The sequence below is a fragment of the Barnesiella sp. ET7 genome, assembly GCF_024733785.1.
Classification (GTDB): Bacteria; Bacteroidota; Bacteroidia; order Bacteroidales; family Barnesiellaceae; genus Barnesiella; species Barnesiella merdigallinarum.
Genome location: NZ_JANRHM010000008.1, coordinates 26,826 through 52,821, shown reverse-complemented (window position 1 = coordinate 52,821; position 25,996 = coordinate 26,826). Strand labels below are relative to the sequence as shown.

Sequence of the window (25,996 nt, the reverse complement as noted above, 5' to 3'; positions counted from 1 at the left end):
TATGAGATACAATATAAAGAGATATTTGGCTGGTACGCTCCTCTTCCTGCTCCTCTTTACCGCCTGTAAAGAGGAGGATATGGCACTGGGCGAAGGCTCGGTGCGACTGAGCGTGCGTGTCTCGGACGACGTGGCCGTTGTCACGCGGTCGGTCGACGCAGGCATCTACAACTCCATGCAAACGCGCATTTACAGCAGCAAAGGACTCGTCCGCTACTACGATGCCACGACACCTATCCCCGAAACCCTCAACCTCGCCAGCGGTCAATACCATGTGTTCGTACTGGCCGGCGACTCGGTGCCTGCGGCATTCAACACCCCCTACTACACGGGCTCGACCGACTTCGACGTGCGAAGCGGCGAAATCACCACGGCCAGCGTCACCTGCACCGTGGCCAACACCCTGGCTACCGTAGCCTTCGACGAGGGGTTGAACGAGGTGGTGACCGACTGCAAGGTCAAGATATTTACCACCAACGGCGAACTCTACTTTACCGAAGCTACCGCCGACTCGGTAGGCTACTACCTCTTCAACGGCAAGGAGCGTGACCTGGCCTGGAGCTTCGAAGGCAAGAAGACCGACGGCAGCAGCTACACCCTGTCGGGTGTGGTCGAAGATGTGCTGCCGGCCACCAAATATGCCTTCTCCTTCAGCTACAACGCCGAGAGTGCAGCTACGGGCGGTACTTTCCTCGACGTGAAGGTAAACGAGTCGACGGTCGACTCGACCCACAACGTGGTCATCACACAGCGGCCGCAAATTGTCGGCGACAAGTTCGACCTGACCGAGACGCTCTACTACGAGACCAACGGCGGCAGCCAAACAGCCGTATGGGTCAATGCCGCTACCCGGCTGCAACGGGTATGGTTTTCGTGCGACAAACTCACCGCTCTGGGATTCCCCACCGACTCAATCGATTTCCTGGCAGCCGACGGCTCGCCGGCTACCGAATTCGAATCGCGGGGCATCTCGTGCAAGCACACCTATCAGGAGGAGAAGGACCTCTCCAACGCCAAGATTACCCTCTCGGAGAGTTTCGTCAAGTCACTCCCGAGCGACGAATATACCTTCACCATCAAGGCCCTCGATGCTGCCGGCAAGGACAATACCGCCACTCTGTCGATTATCGTGTCGGATGCCATCGTCGTGACCGTCGACCCCGAACGGGCCGACATCTGGGCATGCCGGGCTACCCTGCGAGGCAACGTGGTGAAAGAGACTGCCGAGCCGCTCACCTTCCAGTACCGCCGGACAGGGACCAAAGACTGGACATCGGTGGCCGCCAACCGTTCGGGCTCGGCCCTGTCGGCCGAGGTAACCGGCCTTACACCGGGTACGACCTATGAATACCAGGCTGTCGCCGGGGCACAAGCATCGGTCAAGACTGCCACCTTTACCACCGAAATGGCTACTCCCCTACCCAACAGCAGTTTCGAGAACTGGCAAACCCTCTCGAAGGTCATGGTATTATACGGGCCCAATGAAGAGATGTTCTGGGACAGCGGAAACCACGGGTCGGCTACCCTGAATGTAAATGTAACCACTCCCGACGAGACCTACAAAAACAGCGGTAAATATTCGGTGAAACTGAAATCGCAATTTGTAAGTTTCCTGGGCATAGGCAAATTTGCAGCCGGCAATCTCTTTGCCGGGCAATATGTGGGAACCGACGGAACCAACGGCATCCTCGATTTCGGGCGCCCCTTTACCTCACGTCCGGCCAAGCTGAAAGGCCATATCAAGTACACCCCGGGAAGCGTCGACTACTCCGAGACCAACGATTTGCCCAAAGGCTCGACCGACATCGGCAACATCTATATCGCAGTCGGCGACTGGGATGCCCCGGTGCGCATCACCACCAAAGACAAGAAACTCTTCGACAAGAACGACGAGAAGATTATCGCCTACGGCGAATGGGACCTCACCGGCGAGACCCAAGGAACCGACGGCGGCCTGCTCGAATTTGAAATACCGCTCGATTACCGTTCGCTCAACCGTATACCCAGCTATATCGTGCTCGTGGCCTCGGCCAGCAAATATGGCGACTACTTCACCGGAAGTACCGGCAGCACCATGTGGATCGACGACTTAGAATTGATTTATGAATAAACTTATCTATCCCATACTCGCGCTGTTCCTGTTGATTCCCGGCCTCTCGCGGGCCGAGGAATTCGACCGGGGCATCGTGCTGAACACCTTCATACCCAAGGGACAATGGGTTGTGGGCAACTCGATCTCCTACTCGGAGTACAGCAACAACAACTACCAGTTCCTCGTCATCGAGAACATCGACGGCATAGGCTACAACTTCAAGATAAGCCCCATGCTTTGCTACATTGTCAAGGACAACCTGGGCCTGGGCGGCCGCTTTGCCTACGAGCGCAGCCTCACCAAGCTCAACAGCGCCTCGATACAACTGGGCGACGACCTCAACTTCGATGTCAACAACGTCTACAGCCTCAGCCACACCTACTCGGGCATGGCCATCATGCGCAACTACATCAGCATAGGCAACAGCAACCGGTTCGGCCTCTTCAACGAACTGCAGCTCAACCTGGGCGGTGGCGAGTCGAAGATGGTAAACGGCTCGGGCGACGCGCTCACCGGCACCTACGAGCGGTCGTTCAACTTCAAGATTGGCATCGCACCGGGGCTCATGGCCTTTATCAACGACTACACCGCCATCGAGGTGAATGTGGGTGTGCTGGGTTTCAATTACAGCCACGTGACCCAAACGACCGACCAGGTCTACACCGGTAAACGGTCGCAAAACCTGGCCAACTTCAAAGTAAACATCTTCTCTCTGGGATTAGGTATCGCTTTTTATTTATGAAAAACTGGAAATACATACTCATCGCCATAGGCTTCATGCTCCCCGGTCAATCGCTGCTCCACGCTCAAGAGCTCGACTCGACGGCCGTAGCCTACCCCGTGCAACAAGAGGTACCTGCCGCCTCGCTTGTCGCCGCAACGACGCCGACCGAACCCGATACCATCGTGGAAAAACGCGGGTTCAATCGCAAAAAGTACAAACGCGGACTGAAAAACTACCTCTTCATACCCAAGAAGCAGTGGATTATGGGTCTCACCCTCTCGCACGGCGAGTTTGACAGCAAAGACAACAACCTGCTGATTTTTGTCAAGGATTTCAACTTCAAGGGCAACATCACCACGCTCAACCCCTTTATCGGATACTTCATCAAAGACAACGAGTGTATCGGTATCAAACTGGGATACAGTCACCTGAGCGCCAACCTCGACAACCTCAGCATCGACATCGACGAGGATATGCAGTTCAACCTGAGCGACATGCGCTATCTGGGCGAGACCTTCTCGGCCTCGATATTCCACCGGGCCTACATCGGTATCGACCGCAACAAGCGGTTCGGCTTCTTCAACGAAACCGAGCTGGCCTTCTCGAGCGGCTCCAACCGTTTCGTGCGGGGTACCGACGAAAACCTGCGCAACACCAAAACGACCACTTCGGAAATCAAACTGGGGTTGAACCCGGGCTTCTGCGTGTTCATCATGAACAACATCAGCACCAGCGTCTCCTTCGGGGTAGCCGGTCTGCGCTACGGCACCATCAAACAGACCACCAACAACGTAGAGACGGGTAGCCGACGCTCGAGCGGGGCCGACTTCAAGCTCAACCTCTTCAACATCAACATAGGCATGTGCCTGCACATATAGAATGAAAGTCATGCGAAAAAAGATAAGCTACATAATCCCGTTGTTCTGCGCGTTGCTATTGGCATCGTGCATCCAGAACGACATCCCCTACCCCCGCATCAAGGCTCAGATTCTTGCCATTTCCGCCCAAGGTCAGGTGGGTGCGGCTACCATCGACAACGCCACCCAGACCGTACGGATAGAATTGGCCGACACCGTAGACATGCGGCGGGTACGCATCGAGTCGCTCTCCGTAACCGAAGGAGCCACATCCACCCTGCCGGCCGACTCGACCATCGACCTCACTCACGACTATTCGATTACCCTCTCCATTTACCAGGACTACACCTGGACCATACAGGCGGCCCAAAACATCGCGCGCGCCTTCAGCGTCGAGGGGCAAATCGGTGCCCCGGTATTCGACGCCTACAATCACCGGGCTGTCGCCTATGTAAACAAGGATGCCGACCTCTCGAAAATCCACATCACCGAACTGGTGCTGGGTCCCGAGGGGATTACCACCTACTCGCCCCAAATCGAGAATATCTCCGACTTCTCGCTGGGATACCAAAAGGTAATCATCACCTACCACGACATCATGGAAGAGTGGACTCTCTACGTCGTACCCACCGAGAGCGAAGTGTCGACCGACAGGGTCGATGCCTGGACCAATGTAGCCTGGCTGCATGGCAGCGGAAAGGAGGGGGCTCAGAACGGATTCGAAATCAAAGAGGCTACCGCCGAAACCTGGGAACAGGTACCCGACTCCTATATCACCCACGACAAAGGCTCGTTCACGGCCCGCATGATTCACCTCAAGGCCAACACCACCTATGTGTGCCGCGCCGTATCGGGCGACCTCACGGGCAACGAGGTGACCTTCACCACCGGCTCGGCAGCCGAACTGCCCAACGGCAGTTTCGACTACTGGAACCTGGACGGCAAGGTATGGAACCCCTGGCCCGAGGGTAGCGAGAACTTCTGGGATACCGGCAACAAGGGGGCAACAACACTCGGCGACAGCAACACCCAGCCCACCGACGACGCCTGGTCGGGTACCGGGCAAGCGGCCAAACTGGCCACCAAATTCGTGGGTATCGGCTCGCTGGGCAAACTGGCAGCCGGCAACATGTACGTGGGCAACTACCTGCGTACCGACGGCTCCAACGGTGTGCTCAACTTCGGCAAACCCTTCACCCAGCGGCCCACTCGTCTGAAGGGATACTTCAAGTACACCACGGTGCCCATCAACAAGACCAACAGCGACCTGACCGCCCTCATGGGACAACCCGACACCTGCCAGATATACATCGCCCTGGGCGACTGGAGCGACCCGGTAGAGATTCGCACCAAACCCAGCGACCGCAAGGTGTTCGACAAGAACGACCCGCACGTGATTGCCTATGCCGAGATTTCATCGGGAGAGTCGGTTCCGGAATATACCCCCTTCACCCTCGAACTCGAGTACCGCGATACCTCACGCATCCCCTCCTACATCATTGTGGTAGCTTCGGCCAGCAAATACGGCGACTACTTCACGGGTGGCGACGGCAGCGTGCTCTTCATCGACGACTTCTCGCTCGAATACGACTATTGACACCTCGCCCGGCCATCGGGCCCACACCATACACCGAGGCCCTGCCCCACTCTGCTACAAGCAGGAGGCAGGGCCTCGGTGTTTCGTCTCCATATCCTCCGCATGAACCTCGGGTCATAAACCGCCCGCACGACAACCTCCAAACCTTTTCCTCTAAAAACAGACTTCCCCCAAAAAACAGACAAAGAGCTGCCCCCGATTACCGGGAACAGCTCTTCGTCGATCATATAAATGACGCCTCTCTCTTCAAAAAAATTCATTCAACGTCGGTTCTGAACCGGGCCATACACTCACCCGGCATACCGCCGCCTCTATCGCTTGCCCTTGCCTTTGGCCTTGGCCGGTGCATACTTGATGGGGAGTCGCGGACGCTGCATGGCCCGTACCACCAGCCACACCCCGCCAATAACAAACGGGATGCTGAGCCACTGCCCCATGTTCAACGACATCGAAGCCTCGAAGGCCACCTGGTCGTTCTTGATAAACTCGATCAGGAATCGCGACAGGAAGGTACCGATGAGGAAGGTACCGAAGATGAGCCCCTCGCGCTCCTCGGCATTGCGACGCCAATACATGTAGAGCAACAGCCCGAAGAGCAGCAGATAGCACAGGGCCTCGTAAATCTGTGTCGGATGCGACGGAGCCGAAAATACGGGAGGCGCACCGGCCATCCACTCCGGCAGATTCTCGATGAAGCGGAAGCCCCACGGCAGCGAAGTCTCGTGCCCGTAAATCTCGTGATTCATCAGGTTGCCCGTGCGGATAAAGGCCGCCACCAGAGCCACCGGCACCACCAGACGGTCGAGCGTAAAGAGCATGCTGCGATGCGTCACCCGACGCGAGTAAATCCAGATGGCTATGAGAATACCGATTGCACCGCCATGACTGGCCAAGCCGCCTTTCCAGATTTTCAGAATCTCGATCGGGTGCTGCGAATAGAGGTCCCATTCATAAAACAGGCAATGCCCCAACCGCGCCCCGATGACCATAGCCACCACCACATAGATAAAGAGCGAATCGAGCCACTTCACATTCAACTGCTCGTGGCGATACATGCGGTCCATCAGGCTATACCCTACGATGAAACCAATCGCGAAAAAGAGCCCGTACCAACGAAGCTGAATAACCCCGTCGAACAGTGCCGGGTTGGCAGTCCAAGTGATAAAATCAGTAATCATAACCTTCGTAAAAAACAATGCCCTGCCCGTGCAAACACACAGACAGGGACAAAGATACATATTTGTCGGCGAAAACGGGAATCTTCCGCCCCGATTCTTTCGTCACATCATACCAACCGGCGCACCAGCTCGTCGCGGTCGCCATAGAGCAAATCGATCATCGGTATCTCGATAAGCGTGTAGCAACCAGGGCGCTGCAACATGGCAGCACGGGCCGTACCCACCAGAATCTGCGCCGTCAGGGCCGGGTTATTGATGCTCATGTCGAACTCGAAACGCTGGTTCTGCGTCTTGCCCGAAACACCCTTGCGCACCATGTTCACACCGTGGCCCATATCCTTGAGGGCATCGACACTCTCGACCTGCATCACGTGCGTCTCGTCGTGAGCAAAGTAGTCGTCGCTCTTGATGGCACGGGCCACCTCGTCAAACTGGTAACCCTCCTCGAGTTCGATGTAGACCATGCGGCGATGTATGCCCGTACCCAGGGGGATAGTCATCGACAGGGCAGCCTTCACGCCGGCAATCGCCTTCACGGCCACCGTGTGACCCATGCTCATGCCGGGGCCGAAGTTGGTATAGGTAACCCCCTTGGGCGCGCAAGCCTCCATGAGGGCACGCACCACCGAGTCGGTACCCGGGTCCCAGCCGGCCGAAATGATGGCCACCGAGTTGTGCGCCTTGGCCTGGGCGTCGAGCGTCTTGCGCAAGTCGCCTATCTGGGTGTGAATATCGAAACTGTCGACCGTGCGGATACCCTTCTCGAGAGCCTTCAGGGCATAATGCTCCACCTCGCGGGTAGGCGTGCAGAGGATAGCCACATCCACCCCCTCCAGTTCGTCGAGCGACGTCACCACCCGATAGTCGGCCAACTCCCGAGGAATATCGGTTACCCGACGACGTACCACACCCGCAATCTCAAAGTCGGGTGCCACCTGCAAGGCCTCCAATACAAAGTGGCCTATATTGCCATAACCTACTATGGCAGCTCTGATTTTCTTCATATCTCGTTCTTTTTTTAATTTTCGAGGCGTAAAGATACAAAAAAATCGCCAAATACAATTCTTGGAATCACTTTCCAATCCCCAGTCTACGGCACAATTCAGTGACTATCCGACCACATTTCGCACTGCTCCATAATGGTATTCAAGGCATCCTCCTGCCCTTCGGGCGGATAGTGGTACTTGCGCAACAGCCGCTTCACGAGCCGCCGCATACCGGCCCGGGCGCTCTCCTTCAGGTTCCAGTCGATGGTCCTGTTGCGTCGCAGGGCCTCGGTCAGTTCCTGGGTCATCTGGCGCAGTTCGTCGTTCGAGTAGAAATCGCGCACCGCCTCGGGTTTGGTCAAGGCATCGTAAAAGGCCATCTCCTCCGACGTCAGGTTCAACACCTCGCCCACCTTTTCGCCGTCGACAATCGAGTGTGCCAAATTTTTCAACTCCTCGATTACCTCTTCGTTGGTCAACTGCCCCTTCAAATAGTTGCTCATAACCCGGGCAAGAATCTCCGAAAACTTGGCCGCCCGCACCGTATTGGTCCGGCGATAGAGCTGCACCTGCTCGGCAATGAGCTTGCGCAACAGCTCCACAGCCAGGTTCTTCTCCTTCATGCGGCCTATCTCTTCGAGAAATTTGGGGTCGAACAGCGAGAAGCCCTCCTGCACATCCGAGAAGAGGTTGATGACCCCCTCGCTCTGGATACTCTGCTTGAGCAGTTCGTTGATGCGCGCATTTATTTCGCGGAACGAAATCTTGCCCTTCCCCTCGACCCGAGTCAAAAGCGTACGTACAGCCTCGAAGTAGGCCGCCTCGAGCCGCTGCTCGCGCGACAACAGACTCTGACACAGCGAGAGCGCCTGCCTGAGCAAAAGCGACTCCTTCACGTAGTGCTCCTTCACCTCGGCCCGCTCGGGGGCTTGCAGAAAATCGGCACCCCCGCTGATGGCCCGGGCCCGCTCCAGGTCCGACTCCTGGGCGAATCCCCCATAATCGAACCCGTGCAGCAAGTCGCGGCACACCTCCAGCTTCTGCAGAAATTCGGGATAGGCCGTCTTGGCAATATCGGGGTCGCCATAGTTGCGTCGGTCGCGCTGCGTATAGTCGTTCATCGCCTGCTTCAAGGCCGAGGCAATGCCCACGTAGTCGACCACCAGTCCGCCCTGCTTGTCGCCAAAGACCCGGTTCACCCGAGCGATAGCCTGCATCAGGTTATGCCCCGCCATCGGCTTGTACACATACATCGTCGAGAGCGACGGCACATCGAAACCTGTCAGCCACATATCCACCACAATCACAATCTTCAGCGGCCCGGCATCATCCTTGAAGCGCCGTTCCAACTCCTTCTTGTAGGCATCGTTGCCTATAATCTCGCGCCACTCCTCGGGGTCCTTGTTGCTCGAGGTCATCACCACGGCCAGCTTCTCACGCCACGCGGGGCGCATGGCCAGCAGCCGGCGGTAAATCTTCATCGCTATCGGGCGCGAATAGGCCACGATCATCGCCTTGCCCGTCTGCTCCCACTGGCGGAACTCCTCGTAGTGCTTCACCATATCCTCACACAGCGACGCCAGCGTTTCGTCGGCACCCAGTATCGAGTCGAGGCGGCCCAGTTCGCGTTTGCTCTTCTCGATGGCATACTCCTCGGCCTCCTCGGCCATGGCGTCATACTCGACATCGAGGCGACGCAGCGTCGCCTCGTCGAGCTTGAGGTTGATCACCCGACTTTCGTAGAAGACGGGACGCGTAGCGCCATCCTCCACCGCCTGGGTCATGTCATACACATCGATATAGTCGCCGAAAACCTCGCGGGTCGAACGGTCTTTCTGCGAAATCGGTGTCCCCGTAAAACCGATGTAGGTCGCATTGGGCAACGCATTGCGCACCAACCGGGCCGCACCGGTGCGCACCCGCCCCGTGCGCGGGTCGATGTGCTCTTCCAGGCCATACTGGCTGCGATGCGCCTCATCGACCATCACCACAATATTGCGCCGTTCCGAGAGGGGACCGTCGCCCTCCTCAAACTTCTGCATCGTCGAGAAGAAGATGCCATTGGCCTCGCGCCCGGCCAGCAACTCGCGCAGATGGGCGCGGCTCTCGGCCTGCACGGGCACCTGCCGCAAAAAGTCGCTGCACCGGGCAAACTGCCCGTAGAGCTGCCCGTCGAGGTCGTTGCGGTCGGTCAGCACCACAATCGTAGGCGAGGTCATGGCCCGCTGCAACCGCTTGGCAAAAAAGACCATCGACAGCGACTTACCGCTGCCCTGCGTGTGCCAGAACACCCCACCGCGGCCGTCGGTCTCGGCAGCTCGCAACGTCGACTCCACCGCCTTGCGCACGGCATAGAACTGGTGGTAGGCACTCAATATCTTTACCGGCCGCCCGTCCTTCTCCGAGCAGCAGATGAAACCGCCCAACAACTCGATCAGGCGGCTCTTCTCGAACATGCCCCTGAACAGCACGTCGAAGTTGGCATAGCGCCGGTCCTCTTCCGTACCGTCCACACTCTTCCACTCCATAAACCGGTCCTCGCCCGCCGTGATGGTGCCCGCCTTGGTGGTAGCCAGGTCGCTCATCACACAGAAAGCGTTGTAGACAAAGAGCGAGGGCACCTCCTGCATGTAGTTGCGCAGTTGGGCGTAAGCCTCCGACACGTCGGTCCCTTCGCGCGAAGGCGACTTCAGCTCGACCACCACCAGCGGCAGACCGTTTACGAAGACCACCACATCAGCCCTTCGCACCGACCGCTCCTCGACCGTCCACTGGTTGGCCACCGTAAAGCGGTTGTGCAGGGGCAGGTCATAGTCGACAAGCCGCACCAGAGCCGACCGCTGTTCGCGCCCGTCGTAGTAGTTGACCGCCACGCCATTCTGGAGCATGTCGGTAAAGCGGGCGTTCCTCTGCGCAAGCGACCCGCCCTCGTGGTTGCGGATGCGCGCAATGGCTTCGTCGATAGCCTGCTGCGGCAGCCCGGGGTTGAGCCGGGGCAGCATCTCGCCGAGTATATCGAGACAGAGCGGCTCGCTGTGGTCGCGCTCCACATCGGGGCCGTAGAGGTATTCATACCCGAGCAGGTCGCGGAATATCTCGAGTATCGCATTTTCAAAATGAGCTTCGGTAAAGGGCATATACTTATAAATTTCTCCAATTATGTTCTACATCAAGTAATGGAATTTGCTCAAGTAAATAATTTTGAGCATTTTGAGAGTACCTTTTATGTATTTGGCTATTTAGTCTTATTTCTTTATAAAATTCTGAATTATCTTGAATATGTAAGTGATTGATAACAATCAGTAATTTTTTTGTAGTAATATATGGGAACCTCTTTTGTATATTTCCCGTCATTGCTTTAAGCCCCAAAGAATAATAATCTAATTCATTAACTCTTTTAACAGCAACAACCGTTGCATTAGGACTATCTTTAACTAACGTAACTTCTACATCTGCCTTTTTGGCTATTTTCAACGATATAGAAGGACCTGTCCCCTCTTTACTAAGCTGAATGCCTGCAACACCTTTAAAAATTTCATTCCAACCAATGCCATCTCGTAATTTATTGGCAATAGTTCTAATCTCTTTATCAGAAGGTTGAGTATTTTTTTCACCAGAAATAACAGCATCTAAAATACATAAAGGCCGAATCTTTGAATAAGCTTCCTGTCCTTTTCTAGACCCTGGAGTTAATAATTTTTTTATTTCTCTAGTTTCAAAACGGAATAAAGCATCTATATCTAATGGGGCTAATGTTGCAATAGGAAGTACCCTCTGAGGTAGTCGTTCTGATAATTTTATATTGAATACATTACTAAGTATATCAGAGAATAATGTTACTCCAGATTGCATATGAACGTACAATTGCTGTTCTGATATCTGTAAAATATAATGTTGTGCAGCATCTCTTAACCCATTTATTGCTTGTGCAACCAAAGCCTGTTCTTCAGTTAAAAATTTTATATTCCCATTAGAAACAGCTATTCGTAAACATGCGTCAAAGCCAATTGTATTTTTATTATTTTTATCGCGTATTTTCCCATTGCGATGTACAATTGCAGCTTTTAATATCATCTCAAAACTATGGTCCAATAGAATTAAAGCTCCAGTCTGTCTACATTGCTCTTGTGGTCTATTAAATAACTCAATACTCAATATTAAAGATTCTATTGCTTTTTCAAGCAACATCTTAACTTCCTTTTTCATAATACCCTATATTTTTATTTCTCCCTTCATTAACTTCGGCAGCAGGATGTCGCGAAGGGTAGAAAGACAGTTACTTTCTATTTGATTATTCTGAATTTGCAAAAACAATGGCGATACAATAGCATCATAAACTTCAAAAACCTTTTTGTCTGGAATATCTATCTTCATTTGATATAAAATATCTGTTGTCATACTTGGAACAGCAGATCCTGCGTTCATTGCTGAAAGGTTCTTAGACTTAAGAAAGAAATAGACATATTTTGCAATATGGTCATATTTCATTACCGAATAAAACATAGTATCAACAGACCAAAAAGGAGTATTAAGATAAATTATATTATTTAACGACCCTTTTCGAGGTATAAGCACTGTTTCATTTTCGTATATAGGAGTATCCACGTAACGCATAATTCCTCCCGATCCGTAAACAGGAATATTGCCATCTTTTAAATTTTTATGGTCTTTCCCATATTTTATCTCAATAAGGTCTTTTAATATGCCCTTTTGGGTAGGACTTGTTCGACTAATATTATTAAAGAGGGCTTGTGCCTGCTCCTCCAGATTCGCATTGATGCGGCGATTCAATTCTATTTTATCGTCAAGAGATTTTAATATTTCAACAATTCGATCTTGTAAATTTCTTGGAGGAAGCGTTATCGGCATTGCTCCAAAGACTTTGGCATTGATATTACCTCGTGTTCCTCCTGTATCGAAAGACCGAACCCAATCGTAATATGGTTGCGAATGTGTATAGTATTTCAATATTCGAGGATTCACTTTATCACTATCCAAAGAAAACTTAATAAGGAAACCAGCATACACTAATTCTCCATCTGTTCCATCATAAAAATATGTTCTGCCAGTACTATTCCCTGTTCGAGCAAAAACAATATCATTCTCTTTAAGCAAATAATTCCCTGCATGTTTATCATCTACAGACATCAATCCTCCATAATTCAAAGTACCATCATCATTTATATCTGTTATTCGCAAATATGTATATTTACTCGCATCAAATAAAACTGCAGGAGCAGCTATACCATAAGAGCCTTTTGCCGTACAGAGTTCTTCAAGCTTATATGTTTTCCACTCACTCATCGGTTACGAATTAAAAATGTATTGATGTGTATTTTTTAATTCTCGTTCACATTGATTCATGGAGGCTTCGTCTGTAAATGCCACAGTTTGATATTCAATATTGTCAATGTGTTTTAAGACATATTCTCGTTTCTCAAGATTCTTGCGAAATCCACCCCCCCAAGGAGCAGGTAATAAAGAACACATTCTGTAAGCAGCATGTTTTCCTTTTCCAAACAAAACCAACTCTTTCGTATCTTTTCGGCGCAGATGATAAACACCATATCCAAAAGGAGCGTAGAGATATTCTCCTTCCTCCGGACGAGGAAATGGTCTCCATCTACTCCATTTATATTGAGACTTTATTACATTCTTCATAACCATTCACTCTATTTTAAACCCAATACTTTCCAATTGGCGGCGTATCTCGTCTTCCAGCGCGTGCGACCGGTCGAACAGTTGAGAGAGCTCGGTGGTCAGCCGCTCCATCTTTGCCTCGAAAGGTTCGCCGTCGTCCTCGGTGGGGGCTATGCCCACATAGCGACCGGGGGTGAGGATAAAGTCTTGCGCGGCAATCTCGTCGGTGGTGGCTATGGCACAGAATCCCGCCTCGGGCTGGAGCCGACCCTCGGCATAGGCCCAATAGGTATCGGCTATGCGCTGTATGTCGCCCCGGTGGTCGGGCTGGTCACTGTCGGTGAGTTCGCGCAGCTTGCGGGTAACCAGGGTGCCGAGGTTGCGGGCGTCGATAAAGAGGGTGTGGCCCGGCTGCGCCTTGGCCTTGTTGAAGAACCAGATGGAGACGGGTATCTGCGTTGTGTAGAAGAGTTGCGAGGGCATGGCCACGATGCAGTCCACGAGATCGGCCTCGATGAGCCGGCGCCGTATATCGCCCTCGCCGCCGCTCTGGCTCGAGAGCGAACCGTTGGCCAGCACCACACCGGCCCGCCCCGTGGGGGCGAGGTGATGGATGATGTGCTGTATCCAGGCAAAGTTGGCGTTGCCGTTGGGCGGTGTGCCGTATCGCCAGCGCACGTCGTCGGCCAGCTTGTCGGCGCCCCAGTCGCTGAGGTTGAAGGGAGGATTGGCCAGCACGAAATCGGCCTTGAGCGTGGGGTGGCAGTCGTGAAAGAAGGTATCGGCACTGTGCGGCCCCAGGTCGGCCTCGATGCCCCGTATGGCGAGGTTCATCTGCGCCATCTTCCAGGTGGTGGGGTTGGAGTCTTGCCCGAAGACCGAGATGTTGTTGATGTTGCCGGCATGGCTCTCGACGAAGCGGGCCGACTGTACAAACATGCCGCCCGAGCCGCAACAGGGGTCGTAGACACGCCCGCGGAAGGGGCGGAGCACCTGCACGAGGGTCTTGACCACACAGGCCGGGGTGTAGAACTCGCCGGCCAGCTTGCCCTCGGCCTCGGCAAAGCGCGACAGGCAGTATTCGTAGGTGCGGCCGAGTATATCTTTCGAGTCGCCGTGCTCGTGCATGCGTATGTTGGTGAAGAGGTCGACCACATCGCCCAGGCGCCGCTTGTCGAGTTCGGGGCGTGCGAAGTTCTTGGGCAAGATGTCTTTGAGGCGCCGGTTCTCACGCTCGATGGCCCGCATGGCGTTGTCGATGACAGTGCCTATCGCTGGGGTGTGCGCCTGGGCGGCAATGGTTGCCCAGCGGGCCTCGGCGGGAACGTAGAAGATGTTCTCGGCCGTATACTCGTCTTTGTCCTCCTCGAAGCCCTCGCCTTCGTCGACGAGCTGCCGGTATTTGGTTTCGAACTTGTCGGATATGTATTTCAGGAAGATAAGGCCCAGAACTACCGACTTGTACTCCGACGCGTCGATATTGCCGCGCATCTTGTCGGCTGCCTTCCAAATCTCCTTCTCAAAGCCTATATCGGCTGTATTCATTGCTGCCATAGATACTCACAAATGGGATATTTGGAGTAAAGGTAACAACTTTTACAAAAAAAATACCATTTACGGGAGAAATTAGACGCCTCGTCCCAGATGAAACGGCTTTGCTCCCCCGCGGCATATGCCGCGGGCAAAATGCGATGCCACGGCCCTCACTCGTGCAGGCCCCGGCGGCGCAGGTAGTCGAGCAGGAAGGCGGGGCGGTCGGTCTGCAAGATGCGGCAGCCCAGCGAGTCGACAAGGCAGCCATACTCCCGGTCGGGTGCCGAAAGCGCACGGTCATCGTCGTGTCCGCCAGCGAGGGTGTCCCACAAGAGGTTGTACCAGATGAGCGACTTGCCTCGGAGCGAACGGGCCAGCTGACGGGGCAGCGGATTGTCGTCACGGGCATACAGCAGTTCGAATGCGGCCGGCTGCATGGCGCGGACAAACGCTTCTACCTGCTCCCGGGCTCCCGGTTTGTCGAGGTTGACCACCGGCATATAGATGACCCGGTCGAGGTATTTGCCGTAGAGGGCTCTGACTTCGGCGGCGGGACGGCTCCCCTTCATCACAATCTGGCGGGTGGTTCCTGTCTTTTCGAGCAGCTCGTACACCTGGTCGAAGTAGCGGTCGGCCTTGTCGAGGTTGATCATGACTTTTCCCCGGGCCAGCCGCAAGGCCTCCTCGAGGGTGGGTACCCGGTGACGGGTCCTGATGCCGCACCCGTTTTTCAGGTACAGGGTGCGTATCGAGTCGAGCGTCCACTCCCCTACCTTGCCTCTGCCGGTTGTGGTGCGGTCGAGCGTATCGTCGTGCATCAAAATCAACTTGCCGTCGCGGGTGCGCTGCAAATCGAGTTCGACCATGTCGACCCCCATATCGATGGCGCTCTGTATCGCCGCCAGGGAGTTCTCGGGGAAGTTGCGCCAGTCGGCCCGATGAGCAACCACGATTACCGACGACAGTTCGCGGTCCAACAACCGCTCCCGTATCTGTTCGGCCCGCTCTTGCGCCCAAGCCGACACGGCCAGCAGCCACAATGTGGCCACGGCCCATAACCTCAAATGTTTTACACTGTTGATTTTCATTATCTTACCTTTTTATGCCAATAAAAAAAGTTCCTCGATACGAGAAACTCACCCAATGATATGTTTTGAAAGATAGATAATGAAGTGGAGTATAGCGGACTCGAACCGCTCACCTCGACACTGCCAGTGTCGCGCTCTAGCCAGATGAGCTAATACCCCTTGAGCTGATTTGCGCTGCAAAGATAAGCGCTTTTTTCGAACCGTGCAAAGATATTTTCAACTTTTTTCTGCATTTAAAATCGAGCGCCTCATCTTCAAAGAGTTATATCCCGAAAAAAAAATAGACCATAGAAAAAAAGCGGAGCGAATGTAGTGAACATCCGCCCCGCTCGCAAGGAGATGAAATCTTTTACGTTTCTCTCTTATTCTTGCTTTTATGCTATTTTGTCACCGGGACAAAGGTGAAGTCGAACCGATAGGTGTCGAGCGGCAACCGGTAGGCGGGCAATATGCCGGGGCCACAGGTGGCGGTACCTACCCCGGTTTGGGCAGCATCGAGGTGAACGGTGACCGTACCGTCGGCATGCAGATCGTTTACGTGGGTGGCGGCATCGATGCAGGCATCGGTGTAGGGCGTGGCGCTGAACTGGAAGGGTGCATCGGCCGTGACTTTCCAGCCGTTACCGGCCTCGCTGCCGAAGGTTACCCAACGGGTATCGGTGCGGTTGCCGGTGGCCTGGGGCACTACATAGCAGTGGAACATCTCGTCGGGACTGGTCTCGTAAAGGGCTATCTTGCCGGCGAGGCGGTCGACGTAGGTCTCCATATCGCCCCGGCCCAGATAGGTTACCCGGCGGCAGTTCCCGGTCGGCATCCCGAAGGTGAGGCCCACGCGGGGCAACGACTTCACCACCGTGGTGTCGGGGGTGAATGTGGTGTGTACCGTCAACACGCCCTTACGGTCGAAGGCGTAGGTGAGTGTGCCCTCTCCTATCGATTGGCCCTGCGCATTGGTGAGGGCAATGGCCACCTCGCATCCGTTCTTGCCCGGCTCGATCGAGGTGACCCGCTGCGATACCGACGAGAGGCCGGCCTTCGCCCACAACTGGCCGCTGGTCTTGTCCTTCTTGTCGTTCTCGGTCAAGGGGCGGTAGAGCGAGAGCACCAGGGGCGAGGCTATCATCTCGGCGCCGTTGTAGCGATAGGAGGTCAGGGCGCCGGTCTCGGGCGATACGGTGGCCGATACCCGGTCGTTGCTCCAGGTGTAGCCGTCGCGTTTCAGCGACCGACCCGAAGGCAGATCGATTTTGGCCTCGTAGCGCGGATTGGCCTCGAGCACGAACTGGTCGTAGGCCACCTCGTCGGTCGTCTGGACAAAAGCCGTAGCGTGGTTGGGGGTCCAACTGAGGTTGAGGTAGGCCTCTCGGGCGTCGCGGGGCAGTGCCACACGACCCAAGGCGACATCGACCGTCTGATGCGGAGCGCAGGCAATCACCTGCTCGCCCCGGGCCACGACGGTACCGTTGTCGGCCGTCACGTTCCAGTGCAGGGTATAGGCGTCGAGGTCGGTAAAGTCGTGCCAGTTTTTCACCGTGACGGTGAGGTTGTCGGCATCGGTAAGGGTCGACTTGATGTATTGGTACACATGCTTGACGGCATGGAGATGGGGATGCGGTTCGCGGGCTGCGTTGACCAGACCGTTGCAGCAGAAGCTGCCGAACGAGGGTATCCCCTCGGGGCCGTAGTCGCCACCGTAGCTCCAGTACCAGCGGCCGTTGGCATCGACCTCGCGGAACGACTGGTCTACCCAGTCCCAGATGCAACCGCCCTGAGCCATCGGCTCCGACTCGAACACCTTCCAGTAGTCCTGCAGACCGCCCTCGCTGTTGCCCATGGCGTGGGCATACTCACACAGGATGAAGGGGCGGTAGATGTCGGGCTGGGCCAGATAGGCCTTTATCTCGTCGATGCTGCGGTACATGCGGCAATAGATGTCGGTATTGAAGTTCTGCTCGGCGCGCTCGTACTGTACGGGGCGGTTGGTCTCGACCGATTTGAGCCAGCGGTAGGTGTGCTCGAAGTTGACCCCGTTGCCGGCCTCGTTGCCCAGCGACCAGATGGAGATCGAAGGGTGGTTCTTGCTCCGCTCGTACATGCGCCGCGTGCGGTCCATGTGAGCCTTGAGCCAGGTGGTATCCTTGGCCAGCGTAGCCGGGCCGTAACCCATGCCGTGCGACTCGATGTTGGCCTCGTCGATGACATAGAGCCCGTAGCGGTCGCACAGGTAGTACCAATAGGGATTGTTGGGATAGTGGGCACAACGCACCGTATTGATGTTGTTCTGCTTCATTAGTTGTATATCTTTCAGCATCAACTCCTTGCTCACGGTGCGGCCGCGGTCGGAGAACTCGTGGCGGTTCACCCCCTTGACCAGGACGGGCACCCCGTTGATGCAGAAGCGGCCCTCCTTGATTTCCGAGGTCTTGAAGCCCACCGGGCAACCGGTCGTCTCGACCACCCGTCCGGCCTCGTCCTTCAGATTCACAACCAACGTATAGAGATAGGGCTGCTCGGCGCTCCAGGGGTGGGCATCGGGTATCACCTGCTCGAAGCTCACGATACTGTCGGCCGACACCTCGCGGGTATCGCGCACCACCAGCCGGTTGTCGGCATCGTACAACTCGTAGGCCACGGTAGGCTTTTCAATCCCGCCGACTCCGCCCACATGCACGGCCAGCGACAACTCGCCATCCCGGTAGTCCTGCCGGTCGAGCGGCGACACCACCTTGTAGTCGGCAATATACTGCTGCGGCGTGCTGTACAGATAGACATCGCGCTCGATGCCGCTCAACCGCCACATATCCTGACACTCGAGATACGAACCCGCACTCCAGCGATAGACCTCGACGGCCAGCACGTTTTCGCCCGGTTTCACGCGGTCGGTCACATCCCACTCGGCCGGGGTCTTGGAGTCCTGGTTGTAGCCCAGCAGCTCGCCGTTGAGCCACACGTAGTAGAACGACGCGGCCCCCTCGAAACAGAGCACGATGCGACGCCCGGCCCACGAGTCGGGCACGGTGAAGGTGCGGCGATACGAGCCCACCTCGTTTTCGGCGTAAGGCACCAGGGGCGGATTTTTCTTGAAATTGAACATGGGGTCGTCGAACTCGTACGACTCGTTCACATAGATGGCCGTACCGTATCCCTGACGCTCCCAGTTGCCGGGCACCTCTATCTCGTTCCAGTTGCCCACGTAGTAGTCGGGGCGGTAGAAGTCGACCGGCCGCGTGTCGGGGTTGCGCACCCAGTTGAACCGCCAGGCTCCGTTCAGACTCATGTAGTAGGGCGACGACTCACAGGCCTGCTCGCGAATAGCCTCGACATCGCCCGCCGCATAAGGCCACACATAGGCATGCGGGGTCAGTTTGTTCAGTCCCGTGGCATATTGGCTTTGCCACTCGGGCTGGTTCTGTTGGGCCTGCATGGTCGCTGCCGTCAGACAAGCGAGGCAGAGGCCCGTCCATATTGTTCTCTTCATCGTTTCAAAAAAGTATAGATTTCAAAAAAAGTTACCTTCACACATCCTCACTCCAGCGGGAGCCCTACCCGACCGTCCTTGATTTCGGCCAGCTTGCGGGCCAGTTCCTCGACAACGGCCGGATATTGGGCAGCCACGTTTTTCGTCTCGCCCTTATCGCTGCGCATGTCGTAAAGCTGAGGGTCGGGGCTGTTACCGGTCTCGATACCCACGTTGCTGTTGTAGGGGCTACCCTCGCCCGGTTCGAGGTATTTCCAGTCGGCGGTAATAATCGAGAGGTTGTTCTGGGCATTCTGCTCGACCAGCGAGCTGCGCCCTTGACGGTCTTTGCCCAGCCAGGCATCGAGCCAGTTCTCGCTGTCGGGAGCAGCTCCGGCAGGCATCGACACCCCCAGCAGCGAGGCCAGCGAAGCCATCCAGTCGAGCTGACAAACCAGCGCGTCGGAGACTGCCGGTTGCACACGACCGGTCCAGCGAAGAATGCACGGCACGCGGGTACCGGCCTCGTACAGGCTGTATTTGCCTCCGCGGAAGGGTCCGCCCGGCTTGTGGTTGCCCAGCAGCTCGACAGCCTGGTCACGATAACCGTCGTCTACCACCGGCCCGTTGTCGCTCGAGAGAATCACAATCGTATTCTCGTCGAGACCCAGCCGCTTCAGCGCAGCCATCACCTCGCCCACGCTCCAGTCGAACTGCAGCAGCACGTCGCCTCGCGGTCCCATACCCGACTTGCCGGCAAAACGGGGGCCAGGCACCCGGGGCACATGAGCATCCTGCGTGGCAAAGTAGAGGAAGAAGGGCTCGTTCTTGTGCTGCTCGATGAAGTCGATGGCCTTGGCCGTCAACTCATCGGCAATCCGGTCGTCTTTCCACAGGGCCGACTTGCCCCCCTTCATAAACCCGATGCGAGAAATACCGTTCACAATACTCTGGTTGTGACCGTGCGAAGGGAGCATGGTGAGCAACTCGGGGTTGTTCTTGCCCGTAGGTTCGCCGGGAAAATTTTTCTGATAGCTGACGTAGATGGGGTCGTCGGGGTCGAGATTCGCTACCCGCCCGTTCTCCACAAACACGCAGGGCACGCGGTCGCCCGTGGCCGCCATGATGTAGGAGTAGTCGAACCCGATGTCCGACAGGTTGGGCGAAATGAGCCCGTTCCAGTCTTGCGTCCCCTTCTTGTCGCCCAACCCCAGATGCCACTTGCCTATGGCACCGGTCGTGTAACCAGCCTCGTGAAACATGTCGGCCAGGGTGTAACGGTCGGGGCGTATGATCATACCGGCATCGCCATCGGCAATGCCCGTGCCCTGCCGACGCCAGGCATACTCGCCGGTGAGCATGGCATAGCGGGCCGGCGTACTGGTGGCCGCCGCACTATGGGCATTGGTAAAGCGCACCCCCTCGGCGGCCAGTTGTTCGACGTGGGGCGTGCTGATGGTCTTGGCGCCGTTGCAACTCAAGTCGCCATAGCCGATGTCATCGGCATAAATGAATATGACGTTGGGCGTTTGCGACTCCCGCTCGGCGGCATGGCTCGCGAAAGGAAGCGGCAGAGCCATCAAAGGTAATATCAAAGGTATCGATTTCATCTCTTTCTCTGTTTTGTGTATCGTATGGATGGCACCCTTGCCCCGCATAGAGCAGGGTGCGGTAAAAGTCAAAAAAAAATTGTTCTTCGGGAAGCCGTATCAGGGCTATCCCCTGGGCTGTCGGGCGACTATTGCACCATCACCTCGTCGAAGTACATCCAGACCTTCTGCCCTTCGCGCACATCGCCGGCCGGACAGAGACCCGGATTCACCACCTCGAACTTCAGATAACGGGCTTTCACCCCGAGGTTGTTGAAACGGGCATCCTCGATAGCCATGCGGTTCTCGAAAATCTCCTCCCGGGAATAGCGAATCTCGCCCACCGGGCGGTAGTTCTTCTTGTCGTTCGAAAGCGACAGCCTGATTACGGCAGGCTTGTGAACCGCCATGCCCGAGTTGGTGATGCAGCCGAGAGTCACCTCGCTCACCGGGGTCTTCTTTCCCAGGTCAATCACAAACGTGGCATCCTGGTCGTACCAGCCCACCCACTCCGAATCGGTATGGCGCAAACTGCCCCGCACACCGTTAGTGAGTACACCGGCACTCCCGTTGTTGGCTATCTCCCGTTTGCCCGTAGCCAGATTCCACTGCATATCCAGGGTGAGGGTCTTCCCCATCTGCACACCTTGTGCAAAGGTAGCCGCCCGAACACAGGTGGAGGCATCGACCGTAAACGGTTTTTCGTATAGCGGCGACGTGGCCACCGGCTCCGTGCCGTCGCAGGTGTAGCGTATCTCCACATCGGGGCGGATGCACGAGAGGTCTACCCGCAGTCTCTTCTTCTCGGGGGTAACCCGGTGGTCGATGTTGTACATCGAGCGGGCGCAAGTCACGCCCAATGCCTCGAGGTGAGGCAACACCCGGTCGAGCCGGGCGAGGAATCCGGGCCAATCCTTCGTGCCCTTTTGAGTCCAGGCCACATCGGCCAAGGCCAGCAACCGGGGAAAAAGCAGATACTCCACATCGGCCGGCGAGTTGCAGAACTCGGTCCACATCGAAGCCTGTACCCCCATCAGCAGCGATTCGTAGGCCGGTTTCCAATCCTGCTGCACCGGCTCATACTGGTAGACATCCTTCAGGGTATTGTTGCCGAAATAGGTAAACGGCTCGAACCACTGGGGTCCCTGATAACGAATGAGGTAAAGCACCCGGGCCGGAGTCATCACAAACCGATGCCCCTGTTCGGCCGCCTTGAGAGCCGCCTTGCCCAAACCTTGCCAACCGTAGATGATGGCCCCCTCGGGCAGGGTACTGTTGGTGAGCTCGTCCCAGCCCATCACCTCCTTGCCCTTGCTGCGCACATAGTCGCACATGCGGGTCATAAAGTAACTTTGCAGCTCCTCGATATGGTCGATGTGCTCGGCCTTCATGCGGGCCTGGCACAACGGGCATCGTGCCCAGTTTACCTTCGAAGCCTCGTCGCCACCCAGGTGTATGTATTTCGAGGGGAAGAGTTCGACAATCTCGTCGATGACATCCTCGAGAAACGAAAACACGCTGTCGTTGCCGGCACAATAGACAATCTCGGAGTTCTTCCCGCCGATGCCCGGCAACACCCCGATAAAGCGGTCCTCCACGGGGCAGGCCAACTGCGGATAGGCAGCCAGCGACGAATTGGTGTGGGCCGGCATCTCAATCTCGGGGATTACCTCGATCTGACGTTCGGCCGCATAGCGCACAATCTCCCGAATATCGTCCTGCGTATAGTATCCGCCCTCGGTAGCCTCCTCGCCCCGCTCCTGGTTGCGGCGGTTGGGAAAGAGCTCGTCGCGCTTCACGCGCCAGGCTCCCACCTGCGTGAGGCGGGGGTACTTCTTAATCTCGATGCGCCAGCCGTTGTCGTCGACCAGATGCAAGTGCAGCTTGTTGATTTTCAGTATCGAGGCCGCCTCGATAATCTGCAACAAATCTTTTTTGGGCATAAAGTAGCGCGACACGTCAATCATCAGCCCCCGGTATCCGAACCGCGGAGCGTCGTCGATCGTCATCGCCGGCACCCGGCAAAGGTTACGCGCCACAGGCTCCACCCCCTCGATGGCGGGCGGGAGCAACTGACGCAACGTCTGCAAGGCATAGAAGAAACCGGCATCGCCCGACGCCTTTATCGTCATCCGCCTGGCAGACACCTCGAGCCGATAAGCCTCGGGGGGCATCGAGGGCACCGTCATCAGCCGCACATCGGGCTCGGGAGCTCCTACCTCGATGACCGGCAGAAAACCGGCCGTGCGACCCAAGCGGTCGACAAAAGTCGAGACCATCTGCAACTGCGACTCACACTCCACCCCGATTGTTGTCGAGGGGGTAAAGTAGAAATAGCCGCTGTCTACGCTGCATGTCATCGGCGCCGGTATCACCGGCAACGCCTCGGCCCCGACCGACTCGCCCGCCCATACCGGCAGGCTCAACCCCAGAGCGCAAGCAATCCATAGTTTTATTTTCATGGCTCTCCCCTCGTTTATTCGTTAATGGGAAACTCGTTCAAGATCGGGTCGTCGTATTGTATTTGCAGCCGCTTCAGCTCCTTCTTCAGGTCACGGGTAATCTCCTCGGTACCCTCCTGCCCGTAGATGTTGTGCATCTCGCAAGGGTCGTTCTTCAAGTCGTAGAGCTCCCACACGTCGATGTCGTTGTAGAAGTGGATGAGCTTGTAGCGATCGGTGCGTACGCCGTAGTGGCGCTTCACCATGTGCTCGGCAGGGAACTCGTAGAAGTGGTAGTACATCGAGGTACGCCAGTCGGCCGGCGACTCGCCCCGCAACAGCGGAACCAGCGACTCGCCCTGCATGTCGTCGGGCACGGTAACCCCGGCCAGTTCGAGGAAGGTGGGCGCATAGTCGATATTCTGCACCATCTGAGGAATGTCGCCCCGCTTGTCGAGCCCCTTGGGCAGGTGCATGATGAGCGGCGTGTGCATCGACTCTTCATACATGAAGCGCTTGTCGAACCAGCCGTGCTCGCCCATGTAGAAACCCTGGTCAGAGGTATAGACCACGAGCGTATTGTCGAGCAGCCCCTCTTTCTCGAGGTAATCGAGCACCCGGCCCACATTGTCGTCGAGCGACTTCACCGTCTTGGCATAGTCGCGCATGTAGCGCTGGTATTTCCAGTGCACCAGCTCCTCGCCCTGCAGGTTGTCCTTGTAGAACTTGTCGATAATGGGATTATAGAAGTTGTCCCAGGCAGCCTTCTGGGCCGAATCCATACGTCCGTAAAAAGACTCATACAGCGATTTCAGTCGGCTATCCTTATCGGCGCGCAACATCTTCAGGTCGTAAATCAGGTCCATGTCCTTGGCGATGCTCATCTCTTGAGCCGCAGCGGCCAGACGGCCCTCGTACGTATCGTTGAAGGTCTCGGGATAAGGGAACTCACGGTCTTCGTACAGCGTGAGGTTGCAGGTATCGGCCATCCAGTTGCGATGAATCGCCTTGTGGTGGATAAAGAGGCAGAAGGGTTTCGACTTGTCGCGCTTGTTTTGCAGCCAGTCGAGACTCTCGTCGGTAATGATGTTGGTCACATAGCCGTGCTTGCGCACCGTATCGTTGTTCTGTGTAATGAAATCGGGGTTGTAATAGTCGCCCTGTCCCGGCAGAATCTCCCAGAAATCGAAACCCGTAGGCAACGACTCGAGGTGCCACTTGCCCACGATAGCCGTCTGGTAACCGGCCTGCTGCAACAGTTTGGGCATGGTTTGCTGCGAGCTGTCGAACCGGCAGGTGGTATTGTCGGTAAAACCGTTTTTATGACTGAACTTGCCGGTAATCATGCAAGCCCGGCTGGGACCGCTCAGCGAGTTGGTCACGAAGCTGTTGGTAAACCGCACGCCATCGCGAGCGATGCGGTCGAGATTGGGAGTCTCGATATAGCGGGTATCATAGCAACTCATCATTTGAGCCGTATGGTCGTCGGTCATAATATAGATGATATTGGGGCGTAGCGCCTCCCTCTTGGTGTTCTGGCACGAAGCCAAACTACCCACTACCGCAAAAGAGGCTACGGCATAAAGCCAGTTGGAGTCAATCGATTTCATAAGGATTAAAGCACTTATAGGTTGGACAAATAACAGATTCTACAAATATATAAATAGAAAAGCACAATGACAAATGAGACATCCATCTCCATACGACTTTCGCAAAATCTTCTTACCTTTGTAACTGATATAACCGTTCAAAAACCGTTCGAGATGATTATCTTCAACACCACCTATCATGCCGACAATGCTCGCAAAGACGAGTTTATCGACTGGCTGAAAGAGTCGTATATCCCTACCGTCGTGGAGCACGGCCTGCTGCGGGAGCCGCAACTGACCCGCATCTTTGCCGATAACGAAGACGAAGGCACCAGCCTCTCGCTCCAGTTCAAATCGCCCGATACCGAATCGCTGGAACGCTGGCACGAGGAGTGCGGCGAGGCGCTGCTTGCCGAGATGCAAAAACGGTTTGGCGATCAGGTTTTGGGATTCAGCACCTTGCTCGAAGTAATCGACTTGTAAATGACACCCGAGAACGACCGAGTAATCATAGGCATCGACCCCGGCACCAACGTGATGGGCTACGGCATCTTGCGCGTAGTCAAGAACAAGCCCGAGGTGGTGGCGCTGGGGGTGATTCAGCTCAACAAGTTCGAGAGCCACTACCTGCGTTTGCGGCGCATCTTCGACCGGGTGCTGGGCCTCATCGAGCAATATCTGCCCGACGAGATGGCCATCGAGGCTCCCTTCTTCGGCAAGAACGTGCAGTCGATGCTCAAACTGGGCCGCGCCCAGGGGGTAGCCATGGCGGCCGCCCTCTCGCGCGATATTCCCATCACCGAATATGCCCCCCTGAAAATAAAGATGTCGATTACCGGCAACGGCGGTGCCTCGAAAGAGCAGGTGGCCGCCATGCTGCAACGCATCCTCCACATCCCCGAGGAGAACATGCTGCCCCAGCTCGATGCTACCGACGGTCTGGCGGCCGCCCTCTGCCACTTCTACCAGACCAACCGGCCTCAGGTGCCCAAGAGCTACAACAGCTGGAAGGACTTCATCAACAAGAACCCCGACAAGGTCTCGAACGGGAAACCTTCGCCCAAGAAATAGCGTCCGACCCGCGTCGCATCAGCTCCCGCCCCGCTCCTCAGCTACATATTATCTCCATTATTGGCAGAATATTTGTTTGTTTCCTCTGCTCTGTCGGGCGAAAAACAGAATATTTCACCACATCACCCACCCCAAAGAAGAGATTATTTCGAGA

At 55.7% G+C, this 25,996-nt stretch carries 18 protein-coding genes and 1 tRNA gene; 6 read left to right on the top strand and 13 right to left on the bottom strand.

Features of this window, described 5'->3' with window-relative positions:
• Window position 1: 1 nt before the first annotated feature.
• The 4 genes from NW211_RS06650 to NW211_RS06635 are packed head-to-tail and all read left to right on the top strand — an operon-like array spanning window position 2 to window position 5,270.
• A complete protein-coding gene (locus tag NW211_RS06650) occupies window positions 2–2,110 on the top strand; it encodes a PCMD domain-containing protein (protein WP_258327341.1) in 2,109 nt (702 codons plus the stop codon).
• Window positions 2,103–2,834 carry a hypothetical protein gene (locus NW211_RS06645; protein ID WP_087408601.1) on the top strand — a complete coding sequence of 244 codons (732 nt, stop codon included), beginning with the start codon at window positions 2,103–2,105 and terminating at the stop codon, window positions 2,832–2,834. Before NW211_RS06650 ends, NW211_RS06645 begins: the two co-directional genes overlap by 8 nt.
• Window positions 2,831–3,694: a hypothetical protein gene (locus NW211_RS06640; protein WP_087408602.1), complete on the top strand. Its 864-nt coding sequence runs from the start codon at window positions 2,831–2,833 to the stop codon at window positions 3,692–3,694. The genes NW211_RS06645 and NW211_RS06640 overlap by 4 nt, the downstream gene beginning before the upstream one ends.
• A gap of 10 nt (window positions 3,695–3,704) precedes the next feature.
• The gene (locus NW211_RS06635; protein WP_258327340.1) at window positions 3,705–5,270 is read left to right on the top strand and encodes a PCMD domain-containing protein; all 1,566 of its coding nucleotides are present in this window, start codon (window positions 3,705–3,707) and stop codon (window positions 5,268–5,270) included.
• A gap of 311 nt (window positions 5,271–5,581) precedes the next feature.
• On the opposite strand, the gene lgt is transcribed toward NW211_RS06635, so the two are convergent.
• The 13 genes from lgt to NW211_RS06570 all read right to left on the bottom strand — a co-directional run bounded on the left by lgt (window position 5,582) and on the right by NW211_RS06570 (window position 24,792).
• On the bottom strand, window positions 5,582–6,445 hold the full coding sequence (gene lgt / locus NW211_RS06630; protein WP_087408664.1) for a prolipoprotein diacylglyceryl transferase: 864 nt from the start codon (window positions 6,443–6,445) through the stop codon (window positions 5,582–5,584).
• 110 nt (window positions 6,446–6,555) lie between these two features.
• Complete coding sequence (locus NW211_RS06625) at window positions 6,556–7,452, bottom strand: diaminopimelate dehydrogenase (RefSeq protein WP_258327339.1); 897 nt, start codon at window positions 7,450–7,452, stop codon at window positions 6,556–6,558.
• 98 nt (window positions 7,453–7,550) lie between these two features.
• The gene (locus tag NW211_RS06620) at window positions 7,551–10,571 is read right to left on the bottom strand and encodes a type I restriction endonuclease subunit R (RefSeq protein ID WP_258327338.1); all 3,021 of its coding nucleotides are present in this window, start codon (window positions 10,569–10,571) and stop codon (window positions 7,551–7,553) included.
• 4 nt (window positions 10,572–10,575) lie between these two features.
• Entirely contained in the window at window positions 10,576–11,640 is a 1,065-nt protein-coding gene (locus NW211_RS06615; protein WP_258327337.1) for a DUF3644 domain-containing protein, read from the bottom strand.
• A 6-nt stretch (window positions 11,641–11,646) separates the two neighbouring features.
• Window positions 11,647–12,738, bottom strand: coding sequence for a restriction endonuclease subunit S (locus NW211_RS06610; protein ID WP_258327336.1), 1,092 nt, complete (start codon window positions 12,736–12,738; stop codon window positions 11,647–11,649).
• 3 nt (window positions 12,739–12,741) lie between these two features.
• Window positions 12,742–13,095, bottom strand: a complete 354-nt coding sequence (locus tag NW211_RS06605) for a hypothetical protein (protein ID WP_258327335.1) — start codon at window positions 13,093–13,095, stop codon at window positions 12,742–12,744.
• A gap of 6 nt (window positions 13,096–13,101) precedes the next feature.
• A complete protein-coding gene (locus tag NW211_RS06600; RefSeq protein WP_258327334.1) occupies window positions 13,102–14,628 on the bottom strand; it encodes a class I SAM-dependent DNA methyltransferase in 1,527 nt (508 codons plus the stop codon).
• A 149-nt stretch (window positions 14,629–14,777) separates the two neighbouring features.
• Complete coding sequence (locus NW211_RS06595; protein WP_087408606.1) at window positions 14,778–15,695, bottom strand: glycerophosphodiester phosphodiesterase family protein; 918 nt, start codon at window positions 15,693–15,695, stop codon at window positions 14,778–14,780.
• An 85-nt stretch (window positions 15,696–15,780) separates the two neighbouring features.
• Window positions 15,781–15,854: transfer RNA gene (locus NW211_RS06590), tRNA-Ala, on the bottom strand.
• Between the two features lie 220 nt (window positions 15,855–16,074).
• Entirely contained in the window at window positions 16,075–19,173 is a 3,099-nt protein-coding gene (locus tag NW211_RS06585) for a glycoside hydrolase family 2 TIM barrel-domain containing protein (protein ID WP_258327333.1), read from the bottom strand.
• A 47-nt stretch (window positions 19,174–19,220) separates the two neighbouring features.
• Entirely contained in the window at window positions 19,221–20,732 is a 1,512-nt protein-coding gene (locus NW211_RS06580) for an arylsulfatase (protein WP_375379579.1), read from the bottom strand.
• Window positions 20,733–20,890: 158 nt separating this feature from the next.
• The gene (locus NW211_RS06575) at window positions 20,891–23,203 is read right to left on the bottom strand and encodes a glycoside hydrolase family 20 protein (RefSeq protein WP_258327332.1); all 2,313 of its coding nucleotides are present in this window, start codon (window positions 23,201–23,203) and stop codon (window positions 20,891–20,893) included.
• Window positions 23,204–23,217: 14 nt separating this feature from the next.
• Window positions 23,218–24,792, bottom strand: a complete 1,575-nt coding sequence (locus NW211_RS06570) for a sulfatase (RefSeq protein WP_258327331.1) — start codon at window positions 24,790–24,792, stop codon at window positions 23,218–23,220.
• 66 nt (window positions 24,793–24,858) lie between these two features.
• Between NW211_RS06570 and NW211_RS06565 the strand changes: the two genes are divergently transcribed.
• On the top strand, window positions 24,859–25,254 hold the full coding sequence (locus NW211_RS06565; protein WP_241147825.1) for a DUF4286 family protein: 396 nt from the start codon (window positions 24,859–24,861) through the stop codon (window positions 25,252–25,254).
• Window positions 25,255–25,842: a crossover junction endodeoxyribonuclease RuvC gene (ruvC, locus tag NW211_RS06560; protein WP_258327330.1), complete on the top strand. Its 588-nt coding sequence runs from the start codon at window positions 25,255–25,257 to the stop codon at window positions 25,840–25,842. It begins immediately after the preceding gene.
• The last annotated feature ends 154 nt before the right edge of the window (window positions 25,843–25,996 follow it).